Below are 26,005 nucleotides of genomic sequence, written 5' to 3' on the forward strand. Positions count from 1 at the left end.
TCAGGTTATTTTTTATCTGAAGCCAATTTTAGCATAGTCTAATTTAAAGCCATTGCGGTTTTTTACAGGGCCTTTATAAAATAACTGCTATGTAAACCGGCTTAAATTTCAGGTTCCTGAATATCAAAAACCTGTCGTAAATAGGCCAGAAAGGTATCGTTATCGGTCATGGTTTTACCCGGACTGTCTGAAATTTTGGCAACCGATTGTCCATTGCATTCCACCAGTTTTAAAACAATATTTAAGGGTGTCTGACCCATATCATTAGTCAAATTGGTACCAATACCGAAACTGACCTGAAAGCGGTCTTTAAAGTACTGATGAAGTTTCCATGCTTTTTCCAGATTGAGGCCATCGCTGAAGGTCAGCATTTTAGTCCGGCTGTCAATTTTTAGCTTGCGGTAATGCTTATAGGCCTTGTCACCCCATGCATAAGGATCACCACTATCATGCCGCAGACCATCAAACAGTTTGGCAAAATACAGGTCAAAATCACGCAGGAAGGCATCCATACCCACAACATCAGTTAAGGCAATGCCCAGATCACCACGATATTCCTGTACCCAGGTTTCCAGTGCAGCTTTCTGAAAATTGCGCAGCCGTACATCCAGTGCCTGAAAGGCCTGCAAGAATTCATGTGCCATTGTACCGATAGGAGTAATACCCAGCTCTTTTGCCAATAAGACATTACTGGTACCACGGAAAACACTTGGACTGGCCTTATGGAACTCTTCAATTACATGCTTTTGCCATTCAAAACTGTAGCGACGGCGTGTACCAAAGTCTGACACCAGAAAAGGAGGATCATTTGGCTGCTGTCCACGCTCATAACTCTTGATCAGTTCCAGCTTGGCCTGCAAACGTCGTTCACCTTCAGCCAATACTTCTTCACTGCGAATACGGCGAAAATATAGTTCGTTAACCAGTGCCAGTACAAAGATTTCAAACATCATGGCCTGAACCATTGGGCCTTCAATCCAGATATCCAGTCGGCCTTCTGCATCTATACTGGCTTTAATAAAACGACGCTTGAGCTGAAACAGTTCCAGATAGTCGACAAAATCACTCTTGATAAAACGCAGATTGCGCAGATACTGCAACTCATCTTCTTTAAATGTGAGCTGGCATAAATAATCTAGTTGCTGATTGAGTTCATCCAGGATATCTGACAAAGGATATACAGTATCTTCCAGATTCCGGCAACGAAAATGATAGACGCTGTCAGTTTGCGGAAACTTATGTAATACCACCTGTAGCATGGTGAATTTATATAAGTCAGTATCAAGAAGGGAGTGAATAATTGCAGACATATGCAGAAAATTTTTGCTTTAATCTTTTAATTAAAACATATTTTGATGAGCTATAAGCCAAGTTTTTCATGTAGATACGTAAAGCAAGACTATGGTCTTATACTGTTCAGAATCTACCTGCAAACAGTCCGCTAAATTTTTATCTATATTTTAAAAACTTAGCCAGTATATATTATTCGTTCAATAGCTCTTTAAGAGCCTGTTCCTGTCCAATCACTTTAGCAAATTCTGCTACAGTTTTTTGTCCGGGCTGCTGTGTATTCATATCACAGTCGACCTTACGCAGCTGTCTGGCAATTGCCCATTCCATTTTAAAAATAGCACCCATCAAGGCTGTATTACCTTTATTGTCTCTGGCACAGCGGTCAGCCCCGGATGCCAATAATGTGCTGACAATATTTTGCTGGCCATAGTAAGTTGCCATCATCAAGGGAGTAAAACCTGCATGATTTCTGCTATCGACCGGAAATCTATATTTTAGGAATTCATCAATTACTTCTTTATTTCCTGTTTTTGCAGCCGCAAAGAAAAGATCAACCAGTTCCTGCTGGGCTGACAGCTTACTGTCTTGCACAGGAGTCTCAGCTACTTCGGCCATCACGACGGTACTGCTCAGGCAAAATAGTGAAATCAGGAAAGTGCTTTTTAAAAAACTCATCAGGATTCCCTTTAGTCTTCAAAATAATAAAATATCTCTAACATATTGCTGTAATCACTCCACTTTAAAACTAGTGCACCGCATGAGGTAAAGGTGATTAAGTTAACTCACCTTTCCTCACTGAAGGACTGACCGGACTTAGTCTTGCAGTTGCTCTGCTTTTGCCTTAACAGTAGTCAGGTTACCTTTTACCGCTTGGGTCAGCCGTGTACCATACTCTGCATCTGCCTTATAAAAGTAGGACAGCATGATGTGTTTGGTTTCGGTATCTTTTACTGCACCCAAATCAGCTGCCAAATTACGGATCAGGTCATTTTTTTCAACCGCTGAATAGGAGCGATAGAGTTCACCGGCCTGTTTGAATGGTTGCTCTTTCTTGATTGCCTGCTGTAATACACTTCCTTCAAGTGGTGTCATGACTGCTTTGGCATGTGTAGTTGGAGGTTTAGGTTCCTTGCGGCTTGGTTCATAGTTCACATCTGAATCACGTTCAGATACATTCATGAAGCCTTCCTGGTTATTGTTATTGACCTTGACCAGAGGACGGTTTACTGGAATCTGCTGATGGTTTGCACCTAAACGGTACATCTGGGTATCTGAATAAGAGAAGATACGGCCCTGTAGCAGACGGTCCTCAGAAGGCTCAATGCCTGGAACCAGATTACCTGGTGCAAATGCCGACTGTTCAGTTTCATTAAAGAAATTCTTCGGCATACGGTTTAGCGTCAAAGTACCTACTTTAACTTCTGGAATCAGGTGAGTGGGCCAGATTTTAGTAGCATCCAGTGGATTAAAGTCGAATTTGTTTAGATCTTTCGGGTCAAGTACCTGAATATATAAATCCCATTTTGGATAGTTTCCGGCATAAATATTGTTGTACAGGTCATTGGTCAGGTGATTAAAGTCCATACCTTGCATTTCACGGGTCTGTTCCATGTTCATGCCTTTAACACCCTGTTGAGTACGGAAATTGAATTTCACATACTTATACTCGCCTTTAGCATTGTACAGTTTGAAAGCATGCACACCGAAGCCATCCAGGTTACGGTAGCTGACTGGAGTACCGAGGTTAGAATACACGTAAGTCAGCATATTTACAGCCCAAGGCTGACTTTGCAGGAAGTCAAACACACGGTTTGGATCCTGAACATTTGTCACCGGGCTTGGCTTCATGGCATGAATAAAGTCGGGAAATTTAATAGCATCGCGAATAAAAAATACAGGCAGGTTGTTGCCGACCAGGTCCCAGTTGCCTTCCTGAGTATAAAACTTCAGGCCAAAACCGTGCGGATCACGTAATGTCTCTGGTGAACCTTTAGGATGGATTACAGTAGAGAAACGCAAGAAAACCGGTGTTTTGGTTCCTGCTTTAAATAGTGATGCAACCGTTAAGTCCGATAAGTCTTTTGTCGCAATAAACTCGCCATATGCTCCTGTACCACGTGCGTGTACTACACGCTCAGGAATACGCTCACGACCAAAACGCTGCAATTTTTGAATCAGCTGTACATCCTGAAGCAAAGTTGAGCCATTCTCGCCGGCAGTGATTGAATTCTGGTTATCCCCTACAGGTGCTCCATTGTCTTTGGTCAAAGGCGCTGCGTAACTTGCTGACATGGTAACACCCAGCATGGTGACCAGTAATGAACGCTTAAACATAACATCATCTCTTTAATTTTCTGCAGCGGCACTTTACTAGAGTCTTTAAAATAGTTAAAAATGATAATAAAAATAAATATAATCGGTTATTCAAATATTTAAAAATAAGCTATTGTATAATATCAATAAAATATATATTCAAGTTTAGAAAGCGAGTTTTGATACACTATTAACCCAGTCTTTAAGTAAGCAAAAAAGAGAGTGAAATGCGGGCATTATTACAGCGTGTACTTGAGGCCAAAGTCGTAGTGGAAGGCAAAACTACCGGTGAAATTGGTCATGGAATTCTGGTATTTTTAGGATTAGGGAAAGAAGACACGCTGGATACGGGTAAGAAATTAATCGATAAAATTTTAAAATATCGGTTTTTTGATGATGAGCAGGGAAAAATGGGTTGGAATGTCAGTCAGGCAGGGGGTGGTATTTTACTGGTTTCCCAGTTTACCCTGATGGCTCAAACCCAAAAAGGGTTACGTCCGGACTTTGGACCAGCGATGCCACCGAGTGAAGCCAGAGTACTTTATGAAGAACTGGTTGCCTACACGAAGTCTCAGTTTGAGAATGTACAAACCGGTATTTTTGCAGCAGATATGAAAGTCCATCTGGTAAATGATGGTCCGGTTACCTTCAATCTTGAAATAGAGTAATTTTAAAAAAATATAAAGAAGCCCTCTATTTTAAGAGGGCTGGGTTTTATTATTTACCTGTTTTTTCCTTTAAAAACTGGCGAGCCATTTTAATTTTTTCTTTAACCGGCTTTGGCAGTTTAGGTGGAAGCAGTTTTGCTACCTGGTTAAACCAGACCAGTAAACCAAAATCACCTTCCATTTTAATACTGCCATTTTGCATCCCTGTCATAAAAGCAGTTGGATCACCTTTAAGCAGCGTCTTCACCCCCTGCTCACTATCAGCAAACTGTAAAATAAAGTCAGCTTTTTCAGCAGAACCAGATACAGTTTCTACCTGCCCATGATTAATGACAAACTGACGTGCCATCCCCTGTTCTGTCCCAATCTGGATACGGAACTGGCGATCATGGGTCAGTTCAATAAACTTTGGACTGGTACGGGCCAATTGCTTCATACGTAGAGCTAATCCCATCAGGAGTAAATCGAGAGGATCAGTACTCAGGTCAACCAGAGGCAAGTGAACAACAGGAATTGAAGAGAGTTTCATGACATGCGCGCCTATTATATTCTTATAAAAAATAATCTTATGATCGTAGCATAAAAGCTTATTTTTAAATAAAGTCTTTGTATATTAAAAATTATCAAACGTAAAAAAAGGTGTACGGACAGGTACACCTTTTTTGTTAAGTCAGCTTATTTTTAGCGACTTGAACACTGTTGCTGGTCGTCTTCATAAACTGGAGTATGCTCAATATACTGGCGTTTAGCCAGGGCTTTTTGTGCACGGTGGTCTTCACGCAGCAAGAGCATGGTAATCGCCAGCATGGCCAGGCTGAGTGCACATAAATAACTGTAAGTGAGTGGAATAATAAAAACTGACTGAATACCAAAACGTACCATTTCCAGTAGTCCCCAGAACACCATACCGGCAAGCATAAAACTCAGCCAACGACGGTAAGGCGAAAAGAAAACAGCAACAAGTGCAGCAACAATTAAACCAAATCCCATGATGGTTGCATAATTCGCTGTCCACATAACCAATCTCCGTCATTAATGATGTCGTTAGGCCCTTTCTTAGACCATCATGTTATTCCCCAAATGCCCTGCAAAATTGATTATTCTGCTTAGCCTGTTTTGTACTTGTTGGCATTATGAAGAGTTTTCTATAGAAAAAAAGCCCTGAATTCCGATTACACGACATACCTTGTCGCAACATTCTTTTGTCATTACATTTAAAAAATATATAGAAATGTCTTATCCCAAGCTGTATCAATCTTGGCGCGTCATTACAAAAAAATATGTTGCTTTTTTGAGCAAAAAGATAATTTTTTAGTTTAATCTACACATATACAAACCAAGATTATTTTTTTATTAACTATCTGTTTATCAGAAGTTTACCAACAAAAAGTGCGACTCCTGAGTCGCACAAGTTGTAACTGTATTTACGCATCAGGCACGATTCAGGTCCTTATCGTGTACACCCAATAAATAAAGAACACCATCTAGGCCTACACTCGAAATTGCCTGATTAGCATTTTGCCGTACTAGAGGTTTGGCACGAAAAGCCACCCCTAAGCCCGCGATTGAAAGCATAGGCAAGTCATTAGCACCATCTCCAACAGCAATTGCCTGTTCCAGGGAAATACCCATTTTTTCTGCCAGTTCACGCAGTAAGAAGGCTTTGCGGGCACCGTCGACTATATGTCCTTTCACTTCACCAGTGACACGGCCATTTTCTACATCAAGTATATTGGCATGTACTTCGTCAATCCCGAGTTTGGCCTGTAAATATTCTGCGAAATACTGAAAACCACCCGAGAGAATAGCAGTTTTATAACCCAAAGCTTTTAACGTTGAAATCAGACGCTCTGCACCTTCTGTCACTGTCAGTCGTTCGGCGATTTTTGGTAGAACTTCGGCATCTAACCCTTTAAGCAGAGCAACCCGTGCACGGAAACTCTGCTGGAAATCGAGTTCACCCTGCATGGCACGCTCGGTAATTTCAGCCACCTGTGCACCAACACCAGCTTCTATTGCCAATTCATCAATGACTTCCTGTTCAATCAGGGTGGAATCCATATCAAAACAGACCAGGCGTCGGTTACGCCGGTAAGCATTATCTTCTTGTACAGCAACGTCAACATTAAGTTCAGTTGAGAGCCTCAGACAGGCAGCTCGCATAGCTGCGGCATCGAGCATTTGTCCGCTCAAGCCAAACTGTATGCAACTACGCTTAGGTTCTACCTGTTCATGATTCAGATGAGGCCGTCCCGATAGACGGGTGACCGTTTCGATATTAAAGCCTTGCCCTGAGACAATATTCGTAACAGCTTGTAAATGCGAAGCTGACAGTTCAGGTGCTAAAGCCGTGACAATATAACGGGTTCGGCCACCTTCATTCACCCATTGTTCGTATTCTGTGCTTGAGATTGGTTTAAAGCGCACAGTTAAACCAATATCATGTGCTAAAATCAAAATCTCTTTCATTGCCAGAGCTGTTGCAGTCTGGTCGTTTGACGCGACTACAATGCCTAAGGTGAGCTGATTGTGAATAACGGCCTGCCCCACATCCAGAATTTGCAAGGAATGTACGGACAATACCTGCATTAATCGCGTAAACTGGTTGGGTTGATCAGGTCCTAAAAATGATATAAGAATGATTTCTCGCATGAATTGACTCGGGTCTGAGCTACAACTATTGTAAGAATCATAATCGAAATCAAATATAATTGCCTTGGAAGTTTACGTTGAATGCGCCTAGACAAGGGCTATTTGCTAGCCTGCTGATAATAAGTTTTGCATTGCATACCTTTTTACTGGTTCTTGCAACAACCCATCAACTCAATGAGAATCGGGCCAGCCAAGGCCAGCTGATGACCAGTCAACTGGTCAGCGACTCTCTGGCAGAGCTGGACCCCCCCAACCCGGTTTCGCTGGCATTGGTCGCCAACCGTTATGCGACCAATCCGAGTGTGGCATCTATTCGCATTCTGGATGCCAACAACCAGCTTTTAGCATCAAGTGGCATGGCTAAAACCCGTCAGGGTGAAGTATTTGTGCGTGATGCGCTGCAGAATGAAAAGAAAGTGGGCAGTATTGAAGTCAGTCTGATTAAACCCAGTATTGGTGAAATTTTACGGACCCAATGGCTGGCAATTCTGGCATCACTGTTTATACATATGCTGTTATGGCTGGCTTACCGGGCAGTTGCGCGTCCAAGCCGTAGCGAATATCTGGCACGGATCAATAATGAGTCACGCCTGAAACATGAAATTCAGCAGTTGACCCAGGCCCTTGAACTAGAGAAACATAATTCTGCCCTGATGGTGGCCCAAGTCCAGCAGCAGGCTAAAGCCCAGCCATTACCTAAAGCTAGAACTGCCGAAACAACCTCAGATAATGATCAGCGAGTGGCTTTAAACATTCAGTTCTATGATCCAAAACAGTTGCTTAGTAGCGTAAACCAGTCCGTTTCTGTGCCTTACTTTAAGCTTTGTCAGATTTTTCTGAATAAAAGTATTGAGCTGTGTGCACAGCATTATCATCTACGCAGTAGCAATCTGGAAATTCGACAGGAATTTAACCAGAATGGTGCAGTCGTTTCTGTCTCTGCTGACTCCAAACCGGCAGTTGAGTGTCTGCTTATGGTAGGCACGGTATTCCAGTTACTTTCAGATGTACTGTATAAACGTTACCGTGAAGACAAACGTTTTGCCCTGCAAACACGGAGTGCGGTTGCAACCGCGGTTGAGGCAATGCAACTCAACGCCCAGCAAGCTGCTGAACGTCTGGCCCAGCAGCTCAACGCCAAGGAAACTGCCTTATATCTCAATAATGAACAGCTTAAAGACATCAGCCAGAATTACCAGCTAATGCCAATGCCAAATCCGAGTAATGTCCTTACCCGAAATGCATTTATGCTCAATGGTTTAAATACTGAGTCTGCTGAACTTGCACAGCAAATCCGTACTGAAATCCTGATGGGTAAAAAAGTACGTTCAGAACAAGTCTAGTTTCTCTGAAAACACAAACCTGATCTGTATATAGGTCAGGTTTTTTTATTTCAGTCTAAAAGCCTTGGCACACAGGCCCAAAATCTTCCAGGTGAACAAAGATTAAGCACATTCAGCTCTGTTTTAAAATCTTCACTCTTTTCAAAGGGCTATTAGGGTGTGTATAACAGAACCGGAACATCCATATCATAAGCATAGGCAAATATAGTTAAAACACGTTAGACTATGGCTTATCAATGCAATTTATTGTCAGCAAGACAAAAAAAGAGGGTCTAGATAGATGCCGCTCAATACTGTAGAAGAGCTCGTTGCAGATATCCGTGCAGGAAAAATGGTCATCCTGATGGATGATGAAGATCGTGAAAATGAAGGCGATTTAGTGATGGCCGCCACGCACGTACGCCCTGAAGATATTAATTTTATGATTACGCATGCGCGTGGTCTGGTTTGTCTGACTTTAAGCCGTGAACGCTGCAAGCAGTTGGATCTGCCACTGATGGTGGATTCTAACGGTGCCCAGCACGGAACTAACTTTACGCTGTCTATTGAAGCGGCTGAAGGTATCACAACCGGCATTTCAGCAGCTGAACGAGCTCACACGATTCGTACTGCCGTAGCCGCCCATGCCAAACCAAGTGATATTGTCCAGCCAGGACATATTTTTCCATTAATGGCTCAACCGGGAGGTGTTTTGCACCGCGCCGGACACACAGAAGCAGGCTGCGATCTGTCAAGACTGGCAGGACTGGAACCGGCTTCAGTCATTTGTGAAATTATTAAAGAAGACGGTACAATGGCACGCCGTCCGGATCTGGAAATTTTTGCTGAAAAACATGGACTGAAAATCGGTACAATTGCAGACCTGATTCATTACCGTATGACCAATGAACAGACTATCGAACGTATTGACCAGCAAAGTATCGACACTGAATATGGAACTTTTGACCTGTATCGTTATCGTGAAATCGGTAACCCGGATATTCATCTGGCGCTAGTAAAAGGTGAGCCTAAAGAAGGGGTCACTACGGTTCGTGTGCATGGTTTTAATCCAGCTCGTGATCTGCTGAAACTTAACAAGCAGGAAGGCGAGCCAGCCTGGAATCTGGACCGTGCCTTAAAAACCATTGCTGATAGCGAACGTGGTGTACTGGTCTGGATCGGACAGCGTCACTTGCAGGACTTGGGCCCTGCGCTTGAAAGCCTGAACAAGCCTAAACCGATCAAATCGAACGCAGCGTTATCGCAGCAGTATCAGACTATTGGGGTAGGGGCACAAATTTTACGGGATCTGGGGGTAGAGAAAATGCAGCTACTTAGCTCGCCATTACGCTTTAATGCCCTGTCCGGCTTTAATCTGGAAGTGGTGGAATATATCACCGCAGATCAAACTTTAGTTAAATAATCGAGGTTGCTATGGCGATTCGCCGTATTGAAGGTTTATTACATCTCGCGAGCGAAGGCCGTTACGCGATTCTGGTCGGCCGTTTTAACAGTTTTGTTGTAGAACATCTGTTAGAAGGTGCGATTGATACACTGAAACGTCATGGTGTATCTGAAGAGAATATTACTGTTGTTCACGCACCGGGTGCTTGGGAACTGCCAGTAGTTGCAAAAAAACTAGCTGCAACAGACAAATTTGATGCCATTATTGCGCTAGGCGCAGTGATTCGCGGCAGTACACCACATTTTGACTTTGTAGCCGGTGAATGTGCCAAGGGCTTGGGCGTAGTTGGGCTAGATACTGGCTTGCCAGTGATCAATGGTGTATTAACTACGGACAGTATTGAACAGGCGATTGAACGCTCTGGTACAAAAGCAGGTAATAAAGGTAGCGAAGCTGCCCTGACTGCTATTGAAATGGTTAACTTGTTAAAGGCAATCTAAAAGATGTCGCAAACTCTTCAAGCAACTTATGCAGCAAAACGCAAAGCACGCCGTTTTGCTGTACAAGGTATATATGAATGGCAAATGAGCCATAATCCGGTGCATGAAATTGAAGCTCGTACCCGTGCTGAAAATGCCATGCATAAGGTCGACCTTGGCTATTACCATGAGCTGCTTACGCAAGTTGTTGCCCAGCATGAAGCACTTGATACCTTATTGGTTCCGGTACTTGACCGTGAGCTTGGTGCACTTGATGGTGTAGAACTGGCTACGTTACGTCTGGGCGCTTACGAGCTACGGGATCATCTTGAAATTCCTTACCGGGTCGTACTGGATGAAGCGATCGAACTAGCCAAACATTTTGGTGGTGCAGATAGTCATAAATACATTAATGGTGTACTTGACCGTCTGGCACAAAGTCTGCGTGCGGCAGAAAAACAGCAAGCTGAATAAAAGCTGTTGACGATGGCCGAGTTTTCCTTAATTCAGACCTACTTTAACCGTGATCATCATAGTCAGGTTGATTTAGGTATTGGAGATGACTCGGCTCTGGTCTCCCCTCCTCCTGGCCAGCAACTGGTCATTTGTGCCGATACACTCGTGGCCGGCCGTCATTTCCCGCTCTCGACCTCTGCCCATGCCATTGGCTGGAAAAGTGTCGCGGTAAATCTTTCTGATATTGCTGCCATGGGTGCCAAACCACACAGTATTTTACTGGCATTAACTTTGCCACAGGTAGATCACGAGTGGTTACAGGCTTTTAGCCAAGGCCTATTTGACTGCTGCCAGCAGTTTGGTGTTAGCCTGATTGGTGGTGATACCACTCAGGGTCCACATCTGACTATCAGTATTACTGCATTGGGCTGGGTTGAAGCCGGACAGGCCATTACACGTAGCGGGGCCCAGGCAGGTGACTATATCTGTGTAAGTGGGCAGGTTGGAGATGCGGCTTATGGTCTGCAACATCCCGGGCATCCTCTGCAAAAACGGCTAGATTATCCCACACCACGCTGTGAACTTGGCCAGCAGCTTAAAGGCATGGCCTCAGCCATGATCGATATTTCAGACGGACTGGCACAGGATTTAGGTCATATTTTACAGGTATCGCATGTAGGCGCACGGATCGAACTCGAGTGTCTGCCACTTGATCCTGTACTACAGCAGCTCTCTTTAAATGAAAAATTCCAGTATGCCCTAGCTGGTGGTGATGACTATGAGCTTTGCTTTACGCTGAGTCCGACGGCTTATGAAAAACTTTTACAACAACAAAGTCATGTAAAAATTAGCAAAATCGGGCATATTACTGAGCGGCTCGGCTTAACTTTTGAAAAAGATGGCATAGACCATCCGTTTCAGTTTCACGGATATCAACATTTTGCATAAACCTTCCATCAAATTTAAACAGATGACCTGGACACAGCGCTGTATTGTATTTTTTGGCGTAGGTTTCGGTTCAGGTCTAGCACCTAAGGCACCGGGTACGTTTGGTTCTGCTTTTGCCTTGCTGTTTATACCCGCTTGGCTGGCACTGGGTTTTTTTAATAGTGTCTTAATTATTGTACTGATGTCACTGCTAGGTATTTATCTATGCGGGCGTACTGCTGAACTCATGGGTGTACATGACGATGGCCGCATTGTCTGGGATGAATTTGCTGGACAGTCTATTTCATTTTTACCACTGGTGTATCTGGGTCAGATGAATTGGCTGTGGGTTCTTATCGGTTTTGCCCTGTTCCGTTTGTTCGATGTCTGGAAGCCTTGGCCAATCCGGGTAGTTGACCGCCGGGTACATGGTGGCTTTGGTATTATGCTTGATGATATTATCGCGGGTATCTGGGCTGCACTCTGTATATTAATTTATTTATATTTTTCCAAGATTTAACCCTATTTTTTAGGATTACTCATGTCTACAAGCGTTATTATTCTTGCGGCAGGTAAAGGAACCCGAATGCGTTCCCATTTACCTAAAGTCTTACAACCTCTGGCAGGGCGTCCATTGCTTGGTCATGTGATTGAGACCGCAAAAAAACTACAAGCTGAAAATATTATTACGATTTATGGCCATGGTGGCCAACTGGTTCAAGATGCATTTGTTGAAGAAAAAATTCAATGGGTAGAACAGGCAGAACAGCTCGGAACCGGACATGCGGTTCAAATGACGCTGCCGGTATTACCTAAAGAAGGTATTTCTCTGATTCTATATGGTGATGTGCCGTTAGTGCGCCAGCAGACATTAGCACAGCTGCTGGAGGCATCCAGAGAAACCGGTATTGGCATGATTACTTTAACTGCAGAAAATCCAGCAGGTTATGGCCGGATTGTACGTGAAAGTGGCAAAATTCAGGCAATTGTCGAGCACAAAGATGCGTCGGATGAGCAGCGTCTGATTAATGAAATCAATACCGGTATTTATTGTGTCAGCAATGCCAAGCTGCATCAGTGGCTGCCGCAGCTTTCCAATGACAATGTACAGGGTGAATATTACCTGACTGACATTGTAGCGATGGCCGTGGCAGACGGTCTGGAGATTGCATCAATTCAACCAGAACTGGCATTTGAAGTTGAAGGAATAAATGACCGCCTGCAACTTTCTGCACTGGAACGCGATTTTCAGCAGCAGCAGGCGAAAGATCTTATGCAGCAAGGGGTGCATTTGATTGATCCTTCACGCTTTGATTTACGTGGAACATTAAAAGCCGGCCAAGATGTGCGAATTGATATTAATGTCATTATTGAGGGCGACTGTGAACTCGGTGATTTTGTCGAGATTGGCGCAGGCTGTGTTCTCAAAAATACTAAAATTGCGGCTGGAACCAAAGTCCAGCCATATAGCGTATTTGAAAACGCGGTAGTGGGTGAAAATACCCAGATTGGGCCATTTGCCCGCCTTCGTCCGGGCGCAAAACTTGGCAATGATGTACATATTGGTAATTTTGTTGAAGTGAAAAATACCTCTATCGGTACAGGCTCGAAAGCCAATCATTTTACTTATTTAGGGGACGCTGAAGTCGGCGAAAATTCCAATATTGGTGCAGGCACAATTACCTGTAATTATGATGGTGCCAACAAGCATAAGACCATTATTGGTAATGAGGCCTTTGTCGGTTCAAATAGCTCACTGGTTGCCCCGGTCAGAATAGGTAATGGCGCAACAGTTGGTGCAGGCTCAGTCATTACCCGTGATGTTGAAGATTATTCTCTGGCTTTTGAACGTGCCAAACAGCTCTCCAAAGAAAACTATCAGCGTCCACAAAAAATTAAAAAATAGAGGAATAAACTATGTGCGGTATTGTTGGTGGCGTTGCTGAACGTAATATTATTAATATTTTAATTGAAGGCCTAAAACGCCTTGAATACCGGGGTTATGACTCAGCCGGTGTTGCCCTGCTGCATAATGGCCAGATTGTACGCGAACGCCGTGTCGGTAAAGTAGCCATGCTGGAAGAGGCAGTTCGTGACAGCCAGATTAGCGGTTCGGTCGGTATTGCTCATACGCGCTGGGCCACTCATGGTAAACCGACTGAAGATAATGCTCACCCGCATATCTCTGGTAATGTTGCAGTTGTTCATAACGGTATTATTGAGAATTACCAGGAACTCAAAGATGATCTGGAAGCTCTCGGCTATGTTTTCACCTCACAGACCGATACCGAAGTAGTGGCACATCTGGTTAATGATGCCCTTAAATCAACCTCAAATCTGCTGGAAGCAGTTAATCAGGTGGTTCCACAGTTAAAAGGTGCCTATGCACTGGGAATTATCCATACTGATCATCCGGATGAGTTAATTACAGTACGTGAAGGCTCACCTCTTGTGATTGGAGTAGGTATTGGCGAGAACTTTATTAGCTCTGACCAGCTGGCATTGCTTCCGATCACTAACCGTTTTATCTATCTGGAAGAAGGTGATATTGCACGCCTCACCCGTAACAGTATTGAAGTTTATGCTCATGGCCAGCGTATTGACCGTCCGGTAAAAGAGCTGGATGCTACAGTAAGCAATGCATCTAAAGGTGAATATAAGCACTATATGCTCAAAGAAATTTATGAGCAGCCGGAAGCGATTCAGCAGACAATATCTCAGGCTCTAAATAGTGACCACCTGCGTGAAGATTTTCTGGAAAGTGCTGAAAATGATTTCAAGAATATCCAGCAGGTACAGATTATTGCCTGTGGCACCAGCTATCATGCCGGGATGATTGCCAAATACTGGTTTGAACAGATTATCGGGCTGTCCTGCCAAGTCGAAATCGCCAGCGAATTCCGTTATCGTTCGCCGGTAATTATAGCAAATACCCTATATATCTGTATTTCTCAGTCTGGTGAAACTGCCGACACACTTGCTGCCCTGCGTGATACCAAAAAACGGGCTGCCGAGAAAAATATCCCAATTACCACCATGACGATTTGTAATGTTGCAACTTCATCAATGGTACGTGAAACAGATCATTATCTGCTGACTTTGGCAGGGCCAGAAATTGGTGTCGCCTCAACCAAGGCCTTCACTACCCAGCTGGCGGCATTAATGCTGTTAATATTAAAAGTCGGTCAGGTCAAGCAAAGTATTAGTGCTCAGCAGATTGCTGAGATTACGGCAGAGTTATGGCACTGTCCAAAAGTAATACTGGATACCTTGCAACATGACAGTGAGATTTTACGTCTCTCTGAGCTGTTTGTAGAAAAACAGCATTGTCTGTTTTTAGGCCGGGGGATTCATTATCCGATCGCGCTAGAAGGCGCGCTTAAATTGAAAGAAATTTCCTATATCCATGCTGAAGGCTACGCAGCAGGAGAATTAAAACACGGCCCACTGGCATTGGTAGATAACGATATGCCAGTAGTTATTCTTGCGCCACAAGATGACATGCTCGATAAATTAAAATCGAATATGGAAGAAGTACAGGCACGTGGTGGAGAATTATTTGTTTTTGCAGATGAGAACAGTGGTATACAGGAAAAAGAGCGTCAGCATGTGGTCAGCATTCCTACTGTAACTGCCTGCTTGGCACCTATTGTATATAGTGTTCCAGTGCAGTTATTGTCTTACCATGTTGCAGTGCTACGTGGTACCGATGTGGACCAGCCGCGTAATTTAGCCAAGTCCGTTACTGTCGAATAATTTAATATCTGATAATAAAAAAGAGAGTTTATTGCTCTCTTTTTTATTATTTAAAAGAAATGATCATTTCATAATTAAGATTGTTTTACATTGTTTATAGAATTAGTAGACGAGGGATATACCGAAAATTTTTTAGCTCCTGCTACGCAAATGACAACCATGAGTGAAATCCCCCACATTATTGGGCTTACGGTTTCATTCAACAACCAAGCAGACAAGCCTAAACCTAAAAACGGTTGTAGCAGTTGTAATTGTCCTACTGCCAGTACCCCACCTTGTGCCAAGCCTTGATACCAGAAAATAAAACCGAGAAACATACTAAAGAAAGCGACATATAACAGTGCCAGCAGCTCAGAAATAGTAATCTGGCTAAAACTTTGTGGTAGATAGACATAACTCAGTATGAGCATAAGCGGTAAAGAAATTACCAAAGCCCAAGAAATTACTTGCCACCCGCCAAGCTGTCTCGACAGTTTTCCTCCTTCAGCATAACCCAGTCCACAAACCGTTATGGCAGCTAGCATCCAAAGGTTTCCAGACATGCTATTTTCACCCTGTACTTTAAGCAGCATAAAACCCATGACACCACTGCTACCCAGAAGTGCAAATAACCAAAATAAAGGCTGGGGCCACTGTTCACCACGTATTACACCAAAAATAGCTGTAGATAGGGGCAGCAGAGCAATAAAGACAATTGAATATGATGCACTAATGTATTGCAACGCAAGTGCAGTACATAAAGGGAAACCTATAACAACGCCTAAAGATACAATTACCAGAGAGCCCACATGAGTACGTTTAGGCCATTTCTCTTTCAATATTTTTAAGACCAATAAGGCCAGCAATCCGGCAATTGCTGCACGGGCAGCAGTTAAAAACTCCGGGGTAAAACCTGCCACAGCGACTCGGGTTGCAGGCAGGGAACCTGAAAAAATAATTACGCCAATCAGCCCATTTAACCAGCCTCTAGATGACTTATACATACTCTATCTTCCTATAACGGTTGATGTGTTATAAGACATCTTATAGTTGTACTAACAGATACAGCCCCATACAATTTAAACGTACTGTATTGCTCTAGAAATTGGCACTGTTATGGAAAATAATGTAAAGAAAACAAAAATAGAAATAGTCATGCAAAGTGTGCGTGAAAAAGTAGCAAACCGCCATCTGGTCTCAGGGGCACGCTTACCTTCAGTACGGGCAATGGCCCAGGAATTTAATTTTTCGGTCTCTACCGTTGTAGAGGCTTATGAACGGCTGGTCACGGAAGAACTTATAGAAGCACGTGCCGGAGCGGGCTATTTTGTTTGCTCGTCGGTCAGGGCTTATCCTTTAAATACGGTTGAACCTTGTTTCACCCGGGAAATAGATCCGCTCTGGATCTCACGGCAATCTCTTGAAGCAAAGCCAGATTCTCTCAAACCAGGATGTGGCTGGATGCCGGCAAACTGGATGCCAGAAGCTGCTTTACGAAAAGCACTGAGAAAAACCTCACGAACTGAACCTGATGGTCTGGTCAGCTATTCTACACCTGCCGGTTATGCACCCTTACGCCATCTGATTGCCAGACGTATGGAGATGACAGGGGTATACAGTCTACCTGAGCAGATAATTTTGTCTGATAGCGGTACATAGTCAATCGACCTGATCTGTCGGCTCTTTGTAAATCCAGGTGATGTTGTCCTGATTGATGACCCTTGCTATTTTAACTTTCACGCGTTACTCAAGGTGCATAAAGTCGAAACTATAGCAGTTCCTTTTACAGCTCAGGGTCCAGATATAGCAGCGTTTCAAGCTGCACTGGCTAAACGGCCGCGACTTTATATTACTAATGCCGGTATACATAACCCGACTGGGGCCAGCCTCTCGATTTCTACTGCATACCAGATACTCAAACTGGCCGAGGCAGCTCAACTGATTATTATAGAAGATGATATCTTTGCTGATCTTGAATTAATTCCGGCACCCCGTTATGCAGCATTAAATGGCTTTCATCAGGTAATACAGATTGGCAGCTTTTCTAAAACCCTGTCAGCATCTATTCGCTGCGGTTATATCGCTGCCAAACCAGAATGGGTTGAACGCCTGATCGATCTTAAGATTGCTACCTGTTTTAACAGCAATCATTTAAATACTGAAATTATTTATCATGCCTTAACAGATTCAGCCTACCGCAAGCATCTGGACTGGCTGCGCCTGCATCTGGCAGAGGCTATGAGTAAAACCGCAGGAAACTTAAAAAAGCTAGATATTCACCCTTGGTTGTTACCTAAAGCGGGTATGTTTCTCTGGTGCCAGTTACCTGCGGGCTATCAGGCGGATAAAATTTCTAAAGATTCGCTCAAACATGGTGTAATTCTCGCACCAGGCGGAGCATTCAGCTCATCACCAACCGCTAATCAGTTCCTAAGATTTAATGTGGCACAGTCCAATCATAAGAAAATCTACCAGATCCTGGAGAAAGTCTTAAACAAACAATCCAGAGCTGGCAGCACCGATATTTAACTGCAGGATTATTCCTGATTAGTATAGACGTCTTGTATATCCATCCTATAAGCCGATTAGGAAAGTTAGTCTCTAGGTGATCAGTTATAGTTGTACCGCTGACAGCTTTAATAATCATGAATTTTCAAGATTATGCGTAACGTCTATTTTCCAATATTATCGCTCGCTATATGGTATGGCCGGGTGAAGACTATAAGTTGTACCTGTTTCATCTGGTGGTTTAAGGCTAGCCAAATTTTATATTATACCGGCTGAAGCGCATTAATATTGCGCACTCTTATTGAACACTACCACTCTAGCACTTTAGATCATCATCTCTGAGAAAAGCTGGGTTCACAGTTTAGATACAACCAGTTTTATTCCTCATGCCGCTGTGGCGCTACTTCCTGTCGAGTTCGGCTGGCCCAGTAAGTTGCCAATGCCGGGCCGGAAATATTATGCCAGAGGCTAAAGATGGCACTTGGTACTGCTGTAACTGGTGAAGCAGCAAAATGTACGGCGGCAAGTGCAACACCCAGTCCTGAATTCTGCATACCAACCTCGATTGCCACCGCTTTACTGTCTGCATAAGGTAACTTAAACAGGCGACTGGCCCAGAATCCCAACAAATATCCCAAGGTATTATGCAGCATGACTACTCCTAGAATCATTAACCCGGATTCCAGTATAGAAGCCTTGCTGCCGCCAATGATCGCAGCCACAATGGCCACAATAGCAACCACTGAAACCAGAGGCATGACCTGAATATACTGTTTTACCTTTTGCTTAAGTAAGCTACGGACAATGAGCCCTAGCAGTATTGGAAATAGCACTACCTGCAAAATAGAAACCAGCATTGAAGCAGCATTAATTTCAATCCACTGGCTGGCCAATACATAAAAAATTGCTGGTGTAAGAATAGGTGCCAATAAGGTAGATACCGAGGTACAGGCTACTGATAACGCCGTATTGCCCTTGGCCATATAAGTAATTACATTAGAAGCTGTACCTCCCGGGCAACATCCGACCAGAATGACACCAATCGCAATTTCAGGCGGTAACTGGAATAATTTACACAAAATAAAAGCCAGACCCGGCATGACTACGAACTGGGCAGCTACTCCAATGATTACTGCTTTTGGGCTTTGTAATACGCTTTTAAAATCATTTGGTGTCATGGTCATGCCCATGCCAAACATGATAATACCCAGCATCCAGGTAATATAGGCCTTGAGCCAGACAAAAGCCTCAGGCACTAATAGCGCAATCCCTGCAAACAGGACAACCCATAATGCAAAAGTTTTCTGAATAAACTGGGTTAAGCGTAACAAGGCAGCCATAAAATTCATCCATGTATTGACAGAGAAAATCAAACTTTAAAGTTTTACTATAAAAATATTCTTTTTCTGTTGAGGTAAGCGGGTTTAAATACCCATTCTGCCATATTCTTTGAGCACATCACTCATCTTGAACTGTGACTTTAAATAAATCATCTGATTGGATACGTTGTACGCCCCTATCCAGCATCTGCTGCCAAGCTTGTTCAAGTGAACCCTCAAGATCAATTGCCTTGGTGGCATCTTCAATTACAAAAGTATTAAAACCGAATTGACGTGCATCCATTGCTGTCCAGGCCACACAGAAGTCTGTAGCAATCCCTGCAATATATACTGTATCAATTCGGCGTTCTTTTAAATAACCTGCCAGACCGGTTACAGTTTCCTGGTCTGCTTCCAGAAAAGCTGAGTAGCTGTCAATGTCAGGATGAAATCCTTTTCGGATTACCAGCTGTGCAGCTGGAACATTGAGCAAGGGATGTAATTCAGCATCGTCAGTGCCTTGAACACAATGTGCCGGCCACAGTACTTGTGTCCCGTAAGCTAGCTCAATACTGTCATAAGGCTTTTTATTTACATGGTTTTTTGCAAATGAAATATGATTTTCCGGATGCCAGTCCTGAGTCAGGATAATATTTTTAAACTTTTGAGCCAGCCGGTTAATTAACGGAATAATCTGGTCCGCCCCATTGACTGCCAGATTGCCACCGGGACAAAAACCATTTTGCACATCGACAATAATCAAAGCACTGTTTTGCGGAAGCATGCGGTAGCCCCTCTAAGCTGTATCTGAAAATCAAAATAGTGTAGCGTGGTTTCAGCACAGTTTAACCAGACAAGTTGAATTTCTGTGTTTTTCTCGTCACACCAATAAAAAAGCCCGGCAGATGCGGGCTTTTAAATGATCAGATTCAGGTCTGTGCAGGCAAGCGGCGTACTAAAAACAGCATGAGTATTGCTGAAATAATAATACAGGGAATAGCTGCAGAAATGACTCCAACAGCACCAAAACCGGCAGACAGCAACTGACCTGCAATTGCTGGCCCAAGCATAGCTCCAACCCGTCCTACAGCAGATGCCATACCTACTCCACTAGCCCGGATATTAGTCGGATAAACAATACTGCCAAACGCATACAGTACCCCTTGGCAACCAATGACAAAAGCACCAGTTAAAGCAGCTGCCCAGTACATCTGCTGCAAGGAACCCGCTGCACTTAAACTAAACAGCCCGGCAGCAATACCGCCATACATGAGGAGTATGACATAGGCTTTTTTCCAGCGATCTGTCAAAATACCCAGAATAATTGTACCAACGGTAGCTGCGACCATGAAGAAGAACTGTGCAGTGCTGCCTTCTTTACGCGAGAAACCGAGTTCCATAAACAGGGACGGTAACCAGCTTAACATGATATACACCACCATCAGGGTCAAAAAATAACTGCCCCATACCAGCAAAGTCCGTAATAAATTTTCTTGGTTGAACAGTGGTTTAAATGAATTTGGTATTTCGATTTGGGGTTGTAATTGTCGGGATTGCAAAAATTCATGTGATTCTGGCAAAAATTTAACCATAATCGGAATAACAATAATCGGTAGCAATCCACCCAGGTAGAAAATATTTTTCCAGTCAGCCCCAAACTCCAGACTGGCGATATAGGATAGTGCGGCAGCGCCGACCGGCATACCGCAGTACATCAAACCTACAGCACGGCCACGCTGGGCAGGACTCACGGCTTCTGAAGCCAGAGTAATCAGATTCGGCATAGCCGCGCCGAGCCCTGCACCTGCCAGCAACCGTACCAATAGCAGGCTATAGAAACTGTTGACCCATACCGTGCATAAAGTAAATACCGCAAAGGTTGCAACTGACCAGATCAGAACTTTTTTACGGCCAATCCGGTCTGCATAACGTCCCCCGATTAATGCGCCCGGTAACAGCCCCAGAATACCAGCACTAAAAAATATGCCTAACTGTGAGCTATCTAGCCCAAAATGTTCACGGATACCGGCAGCTGCAATTCCCGCAGCCTGAATATCTAGCCCTTCAATGACAGCAATTAAAAAACAGATAACCACCGTAATAATGGAATGCTTTTTATTTGATCCACCCATCTAGCGTATCCTTAAAGTAGAGGTGATGACTTAGCCTCACATCATCCAGAAGGCCAACATTTAATATAACTATCCATAAGTTCTAGAAATTTCTATTTTTTTTATTAATTACTGGAATTTTCTTCTAATATAAAAATACTGAGATAGTGATAAAAACAATAACTGGCAAATAATACTGACTAAAAAACTCAGCAATAGAGCTGTAAATACTATATTTTTTTGATTTTTTAGCCTAACTTCTACTAATTTTCTGATAGCTAGAACTAATAACTTATTATTTTTTGAGTAATTTTAGCACATCATATTTTAAATTTTTTTTATTATATTCCTCTATAAGCTCATCACAATTAGCTCTTAATCAGGTGATTTTTATCTTTCTGGCTCTCCAGACTATTAATTTTAATATTTGATGATTTACCTGGTCATTTCACTGTCCTGAACTACAGGTTTTCTAAATTAAAATAATTCGGTTCAATTCATTATCAGACTGGAAATTAAAAATTTTTGGTCGCCTGAATATGTTTCATCAAAGTTTTTCATCGCTTTGGCGAAAGTATATTGTTCTTCACCAGATGTTCAGTCATAATTTGCATAAGCATTATGCAATGGGCCATGCCTGTTCATATTTTGCTTACACTCAAAATACTGCAACCATCCAGACACTTAATTCTTAAACTATCCGGATGGACAACAAGGATATTTTTTTAAAATGACTCAGCAAGCACAGACCATTCAAGGCTCAATTGTCGCCATTGTCACCCCAATGTTTGAAGATGGTAGCGTAGATTGGAAGGGTCTTGAGAAGCTGGTTGAGTGGCACATAGAACAAGGCACTAACAGCATTGTTGCTGTTGGCACAACAGGTGAAGCATCGACTTTAAGTATGGCTGAACATACACAGGTGATCAAAGAAATCATTCGTGTGGCCAACAAACGTATTCCTATTATTGCCGGCACTGGTGCGAACTCAACACGCGAAGCCATCGAACTGACTAAAGAAGCCAAGGAACTGGGTGCAGATGCTGCCCTGCTGGTGACTCCTTATTATAATAAACCGACACAAGAAGGTCTTTATCAACATTATAAAGCGATTGCTGAAGCTGTCGATTTACCACAGATTTTGTATAATGTACCAGGTCGTACTGGTGTAGACATGCAGAATGAAACTGTAATCCGTCTGGCTGATCTTCCACAGATTATTGGTATTAAAGATGCTACCGGCGATATTATGCGGGGCTGCAAACTGATCGAAGGGCTGAAAAACAAGATTTCAGTATATTCGGGTGATGATGCTACAGCATGCGAGCTGATTCATGGCGGGGCTCAGGGGAATATTTCTGTAACTGCCAATATTGCACCTAAGATCATGAGCGAAATCTGTGCAGCTGCAATCAAGGGAGATAAGACTTTAGCTCTTGAACTTAACAATAAAGTATCAAATTTACATAACATTCTATTTTGTGAATCGAATCCAATTCCTGTGAAATGGGCTCTTCATGAAATGGGTCTGATTGGCACTGGTATTCGCTTGCCGCTGACCCCACTTGCAGAACAGTATCGCACCCCACTGCGTGATGCCCTCAAAGCAGCGGGTATACTTGAATAAGAGCACAAAGATTATGCAGTTACGTATTGGTTTAGCCCTGACCCTTTCAGCCTTAAGTCTGGCTGGTTGCAGTTCCATGAGCATCAATAATGGTTCTCTTGACTATAAAAATACAACCACACTAGAACCACTTAAATATCCTGAAGGTTCTCTGGTACGACCAGCTACGCCGCTGTATCCGGCACCTACAGTTGAACAGCTCGCCATTGATAATGCGCCTAAACTTGAAAATAAGCGGGGCAACCGTTTTGCCCTGCCTCGTCCAGAATCAGCTCAGCAAGGTACAAATCAGTCTGCTACAGCTCAGAATGTGACTGAAACTGGGCGTCCTCAAGTAGTGATGGATGGTAACCGCAATCCGTTACTTAAAATTGAGGGTAACTCGGCAACGATCTGGCAATATACTCTTGCCACGCTGAGCAGCCTTAACTATAGCGTGGTTGGCCAGAGTAAAAATGGTCATGAAGCCACTATTAAAGCTGATAACCGGACATATGTTTTAAGACTAACCTCCGTAGGTGCAAGTCATACACTTGCTGTGTTTAATGCCGATAATAGTTTTGCAGATCCACAGCAGGCTGCAGAGCTGTTAGCTCAGATTTACCAAAATTGGCCAGCCTAGTCGTACTAGGCATTTTTTTTGTAAAAAGGTTCCTCCATGTTAAAACAAACCTTGCTTTATACGGGTAAAGCGAAATCTGTATATGAAACAGATTCTGCCGACCATCTGATTTTAGTCTTTCGTGATGATGCCTCTGCGTTCAATGGCGAAAAAATCGAACAACTAGATCGTAAGGGCAAGGTGAATAACCGTTTTAACGCCTTTATCATGGAAAAACTTGCTGCTGCCGGGATCGAAACTCATTTCGAGAAGCTGCTTTCACCTACAGAAGTTCTGGTCAAGAAACTGAAAATGATTCCGGTAGAATGTGTGATCCGTAATTATGCTGCAGGTTCATTATGTCGTCGTCTAGGTATCGAAGAAGGTAAGGAACTTAATCCACCTACTTTTGAACTGTTCTTTAAAGATGATGGTTTAGGTGATCCAATGGTAAACGAGTCTCAGGCAATTGCCTTAGGCTGGGCTACTGCGGAGCAGCTGGAACAGATGAAGGTTCTTACCTATAAAGTAAATGAAGTTCTAAAAGACCTGTTTGCTCAGGGCAATATGCTTCTGGTAGATTTCAAGCTTGAATTTGGTGTGTTCCATGACCGTATAGTACTTGGTGACGAGTTCTCTCCAGATGGCTGCCGTCTATGGGATAAGGATACCAAGAAAAAACTCGACAAAGACCGTTTCCGTCAGGGATTAGGAGGTGTTGTTGAGGCCTATGAAGAAGTAGCTGCACGTTTAGGTATTGATCTGTCCGACATCTGAAAATAGCAGTAAATCAAAAAACCGGACATAGAGTCCGGTTTTTTATTTTAATAGTATTATGTTTGGACACTTCAATCATGGATTTATTATTCAGATAAGTATAATTTTTTACCCAGCAATTTAACGGCCCTGATAACACTGTTTTAATTTTTGATAATCATAATAAAAACTTGTGGGTTGGTAACGTGCATAATTGCAAGCTGGTTTAAATAAAGTTTCTTTTTCGTTATAAAGCATTTTTACTAGCGTATGACCTTGAGGATTTTGATAAATATCCCACTGTATGTTGGCGGCCATAGGTGAAACTGTTTCGCCCCGCCATGTGCTGGTAGCATAACTATAAGTCTGATGCAGGGCTAAAGGTTGCATCATACTATGCAGATCAAGACTGGTCGCAAGCGGAATAATAATTTCTGCATGGGCAAAACGTAAAACAGCTTTATAAGGTTGTGTTTTCTCGATAACCTGATCAGCTTGTTGAAATAAATCCTGTTTTAGGCCATATGCTATTTTACTTGTTACCTGATTTGATTCTAAAAAGCTTGGTCCTTTTTCATAAAAGTCATGAGCATCATTAAATTCAGCGTAAAACCTGGCAGCATTTAAAGGCATGTATTTAGCAAAGTCTGTTCCTCGTAATTCACTTTGCATTCCACCTGAAATCGAATAAAGCTCATACAGATAAGCTGCAGCATCTACCGTGCTTGCGATTGTATTTTTACCCTTACCCTTTTCTGTAACTTGCTCCCCTGCAGGAGTAGTGACCGTAAATGAGCCTGTATTACTGAAAATATAGTCAGGTAAACCGAGCTTTCGAATAAAATCTGCCTTAAAGATGGGTTCGAGTACAGTTAATGCAACTGCCTCAGCCTGAGTATGGTTAGATAATTCATCAAGTTTCTTGTTCAAGTCATCATTATTTTCTTCAAACTGTTGATAGGTCTGACTCGTCTCATAAATTTCCTGTTGATGAGGGTTAAGTGCTTTAATTAAATCTTCCTCTGCATTTAAGCGGTGAAAATAAAGCTTGAAGCGGTCGACTCCACCTTCTTCAATGGTAGGAGAAATAGTACTGGTCAGACTGGTATAGGAGTCAGGTTCTATTTTATTTTTAAGCTCACTTCGCTGCTGAATTAATTCAGCTGTGAAAAATTTTGCACTATCGACTGCCCGGTCCACTCCAGAACTTTGTATCCAGATTGAAGCATCCTGATTAAACAAGTTTGGTAAACGCTGCAGTAAGCGGTCAGCAATTCCACGATGTTCCAAAATGCCTGTCACAGTTTCATTACCATAACCAAACTGGCGAATACCTTCTACCCCATAGCCTAAAAGTATATTAGCTTGCATCATAGTTTCTAGGTCTTTACCCAGTTGTTCCCCTAAAGGAGTTAAGGCATTTTCTGCTTTCGCCTGTTTCCATAAATGATATAAGGCCAGATCATACTTAAGGCTTGATAACCCTCTTGATCCATGACGTGCAACCATCTCTATAAAGACAGGCTGAAAGCCTGAAGGAACTGGCTCGTAACTTTTTATATCCTGTTGTGGCTGATAAGGGGTTTTAGTTTGATAATATTTTGACTCAGTATGATTTGAAGGTGGTATGACTAAATTTTTACTGGTTTCATCGTTACAGGCAACTATAAATAAATTTAAAGCTAATATGCTGATTTTAAATATTTTATTCATATAATTTAAATAATAGATAAGGAAATGCTGGGTATAATAATTTAATGTTATGTCAATTTTATTACTAATTTTAAAAGAGGATCTCTGCTAGAATATTCTATTAATTGTTTTATAATTGGG

At 42.8% G+C, this 26,005-nt stretch carries 23 protein-coding genes and 1 pseudogene; 13 read left to right on the forward strand and 11 right to left on the reverse strand.

The window, feature by feature from the left end:
* Positions 1–101: 101 nt before the first annotated feature.
* The 3 genes from pncB to ABZP31_RS14315 all read right to left on the reverse strand — a co-directional run bounded on the left by pncB (position 102) and on the right by ABZP31_RS14315 (position 3,627).
* On the reverse strand, positions 102–1,310 hold the full coding sequence (gene pncB / locus ABZP31_RS14305) for a nicotinate phosphoribosyltransferase (protein WP_106438842.1): 1,209 nt from the start codon (positions 1,308–1,310) through the stop codon (positions 102–104).
* 172 nt (positions 1,311–1,482) lie between these two features.
* Positions 1,483–1,968 carry an ankyrin repeat domain-containing protein gene (locus ABZP31_RS14310; protein WP_248133779.1) on the reverse strand — a complete coding sequence of 162 codons (486 nt, stop codon included), beginning with the start codon at positions 1,966–1,968 and terminating at the stop codon, positions 1,483–1,485.
* A 138-nt stretch (positions 1,969–2,106) separates the two neighbouring features.
* Complete coding sequence (locus ABZP31_RS14315; protein WP_248133780.1) at positions 2,107–3,627, reverse strand: catalase; 1,521 nt, start codon at positions 3,625–3,627, stop codon at positions 2,107–2,109.
* A 206-nt stretch (positions 3,628–3,833) separates the two neighbouring features.
* Between ABZP31_RS14315 and dtd the strand changes: the two genes are divergently transcribed.
* The gene (gene dtd / locus ABZP31_RS14320) at positions 3,834–4,274 is read left to right on the forward strand and encodes a D-aminoacyl-tRNA deacylase (protein WP_075040556.1); all 441 of its coding nucleotides are present in this window, start codon (positions 3,834–3,836) and stop codon (positions 4,272–4,274) included.
* Between the two features lie 49 nt (positions 4,275–4,323).
* On the opposite strand, the gene ABZP31_RS14325 is transcribed toward dtd, so the two are convergent.
* The 3 genes from ABZP31_RS14325 to serB all read right to left on the reverse strand — a co-directional run bounded on the left by ABZP31_RS14325 (position 4,324) and on the right by serB (position 6,926).
* The gene (locus tag ABZP31_RS14325) at positions 4,324–4,803 is read right to left on the reverse strand and encodes an SCP2 sterol-binding domain-containing protein (RefSeq protein WP_005023979.1); all 480 of its coding nucleotides are present in this window, start codon (positions 4,801–4,803) and stop codon (positions 4,324–4,326) included.
* Positions 4,804–4,955: 152 nt separating this feature from the next.
* Positions 4,956–5,291, reverse strand: a complete 336-nt coding sequence (gene aciT, locus ABZP31_RS14330) for a ciprofloxacin tolerance protein AciT (protein WP_005017736.1) — start codon at positions 5,289–5,291, stop codon at positions 4,956–4,958.
* A gap of 414 nt (positions 5,292–5,705) precedes the next feature.
* Positions 5,706–6,926 carry a phosphoserine phosphatase SerB gene (gene serB, locus ABZP31_RS14335; protein ID WP_005017734.1) on the reverse strand — a complete coding sequence of 407 codons (1,221 nt, stop codon included), beginning with the start codon at positions 6,924–6,926 and terminating at the stop codon, positions 5,706–5,708.
* Between the two features lie 59 nt (positions 6,927–6,985).
* Here serB and ABZP31_RS14340 point away from each other — a divergent pair, with 59 nt between their 5' ends.
* The 8 genes from ABZP31_RS14340 (at position 6,986) to glmS (ending at position 15,271) form a co-directional block, all read left to right on the forward strand.
* On the forward strand, positions 6,986–8,269 hold the full coding sequence (locus tag ABZP31_RS14340) for a hypothetical protein (RefSeq protein WP_155757371.1): 1,284 nt from the start codon (positions 6,986–6,988) through the stop codon (positions 8,267–8,269).
* 280 nt (positions 8,270–8,549) lie between these two features.
* Complete coding sequence (ribBA, locus tag ABZP31_RS14345; RefSeq protein ID WP_005017730.1) at positions 8,550–9,671, forward strand: bifunctional 3,4-dihydroxy-2-butanone-4-phosphate synthase/GTP cyclohydrolase II; 1,122 nt, start codon at positions 8,550–8,552, stop codon at positions 9,669–9,671.
* An 11-nt stretch (positions 9,672–9,682) separates the two neighbouring features.
* Positions 9,683–10,153 carry a 6,7-dimethyl-8-ribityllumazine synthase gene (gene ribE, locus ABZP31_RS14350; protein ID WP_005017729.1) on the forward strand — a complete coding sequence of 157 codons (471 nt, stop codon included), beginning with the start codon at positions 9,683–9,685 and terminating at the stop codon, positions 10,151–10,153.
* 3 nt (positions 10,154–10,156) lie between these two features.
* Positions 10,157–10,606, forward strand: a complete 450-nt coding sequence (nusB, locus tag ABZP31_RS14355; RefSeq protein WP_005017726.1) for a transcription antitermination factor NusB — start codon at positions 10,157–10,159, stop codon at positions 10,604–10,606.
* Positions 10,607–10,618: 12 nt separating this feature from the next.
* Positions 10,619–11,536, forward strand: a complete 918-nt coding sequence (thiL, locus tag ABZP31_RS14360) for a thiamine-phosphate kinase (RefSeq protein ID WP_248133781.1) — start codon at positions 10,619–10,621, stop codon at positions 11,534–11,536.
* A gap of 22 nt (positions 11,537–11,558) precedes the next feature.
* Positions 11,559–12,035 (forward strand): phosphatidylglycerophosphatase A, encoded by a 477-nt coding sequence (locus ABZP31_RS14365; protein ID WP_248133793.1) that lies wholly within the window; start codon positions 11,559–11,561, stop codon positions 12,033–12,035.
* Positions 12,036–12,056: 21 nt separating this feature from the next.
* Positions 12,057–13,421 (forward strand): bifunctional UDP-N-acetylglucosamine diphosphorylase/glucosamine-1-phosphate N-acetyltransferase GlmU, encoded by a 1,365-nt coding sequence (gene glmU, locus ABZP31_RS14370; RefSeq protein WP_248133782.1) that lies wholly within the window; start codon positions 12,057–12,059, stop codon positions 13,419–13,421.
* Between the two features lie 11 nt (positions 13,422–13,432).
* Positions 13,433–15,271 (forward strand): glutamine--fructose-6-phosphate transaminase (isomerizing), encoded by a 1,839-nt coding sequence (gene glmS / locus ABZP31_RS14375; RefSeq protein WP_005017717.1) that lies wholly within the window; start codon positions 13,433–13,435, stop codon positions 15,269–15,271.
* Between the two features lie 74 nt (positions 15,272–15,345).
* On the opposite strand, the gene ABZP31_RS14380 is transcribed toward glmS, so the two are convergent.
* Positions 15,346–16,254, reverse strand: coding sequence for a DMT family transporter (locus tag ABZP31_RS14380; protein WP_248133783.1), 909 nt, complete (start codon positions 16,252–16,254; stop codon positions 15,346–15,348).
* A 112-nt stretch (positions 16,255–16,366) separates the two neighbouring features.
* Here ABZP31_RS14380 and ABZP31_RS14385 point away from each other — a divergent pair.
* A pseudogene (locus ABZP31_RS14385) lies at positions 16,367–17,779 on the forward strand (PLP-dependent aminotransferase family protein).
* Between the two features lie 356 nt (positions 17,780–18,135).
* Here ABZP31_RS14385 and ABZP31_RS14390 read toward each other — a convergent pair.
* The 3 genes from ABZP31_RS14390 to mhpT all read right to left on the reverse strand — a co-directional run bounded on the left by ABZP31_RS14390 (position 18,136) and on the right by mhpT (position 21,209).
* Positions 18,136–19,098 carry a bile acid:sodium symporter family protein gene (locus ABZP31_RS14390; protein ID WP_248133784.1) on the reverse strand — a complete coding sequence of 321 codons (963 nt, stop codon included), beginning with the start codon at positions 19,096–19,098 and terminating at the stop codon, positions 18,136–18,138.
* Positions 19,099–19,216: 118 nt separating this feature from the next.
* On the reverse strand, positions 19,217–19,861 hold the full coding sequence (gene pncA / locus ABZP31_RS14395) for a bifunctional nicotinamidase/pyrazinamidase (RefSeq protein ID WP_248133785.1): 645 nt from the start codon (positions 19,859–19,861) through the stop codon (positions 19,217–19,219).
* Positions 19,862–20,006: 145 nt separating this feature from the next.
* Positions 20,007–21,209, reverse strand: a complete 1,203-nt coding sequence (gene mhpT, locus ABZP31_RS14400) for a 3-(3-hydroxy-phenyl)propionate transporter MhpT (RefSeq protein WP_119879725.1) — start codon at positions 21,207–21,209, stop codon at positions 20,007–20,009.
* Positions 21,210–21,918: 709 nt separating this feature from the next.
* Here mhpT and dapA point away from each other — a divergent pair.
* Genes dapA through purC form a run of 3 tightly spaced genes read left to right on the forward strand, consistent with a single transcriptional unit; the run spans position 21,919 to position 24,193 of the window.
* The gene (gene dapA, locus ABZP31_RS14405) at positions 21,919–22,815 is read left to right on the forward strand and encodes a 4-hydroxy-tetrahydrodipicolinate synthase (protein ID WP_248133786.1); all 897 of its coding nucleotides are present in this window, start codon (positions 21,919–21,921) and stop codon (positions 22,813–22,815) included.
* 13 nt (positions 22,816–22,828) lie between these two features.
* Positions 22,829–23,437: a hypothetical protein gene (locus ABZP31_RS14410; RefSeq protein WP_005023954.1), complete on the forward strand. Its 609-nt coding sequence runs from the start codon at positions 22,829–22,831 to the stop codon at positions 23,435–23,437.
* A gap of 36 nt (positions 23,438–23,473) precedes the next feature.
* Positions 23,474–24,193: a phosphoribosylaminoimidazolesuccinocarboxamide synthase gene (purC, locus tag ABZP31_RS14415; RefSeq protein ID WP_005023952.1), complete on the forward strand. Its 720-nt coding sequence runs from the start codon at positions 23,474–23,476 to the stop codon at positions 24,191–24,193.
* Positions 24,194–24,313: 120 nt separating this feature from the next.
* Here purC and ABZP31_RS14420 read toward each other — a convergent pair whose 3' ends face one another.
* A complete protein-coding gene (locus tag ABZP31_RS14420; protein ID WP_026444019.1) occupies positions 24,314–25,885 on the reverse strand; it encodes a histidine-type phosphatase in 1,572 nt (523 codons plus the stop codon).
* Between the last annotated feature and the right edge of the window lie 120 nt (positions 25,886–26,005).

It is taken from the genome of Acinetobacter sp. FL, from assembly GCF_040744925.1.
In the GTDB taxonomy this organism is placed as follows: Bacteria; Pseudomonadota; Gammaproteobacteria; order Pseudomonadales; family Moraxellaceae; genus Acinetobacter; species Acinetobacter radioresistens.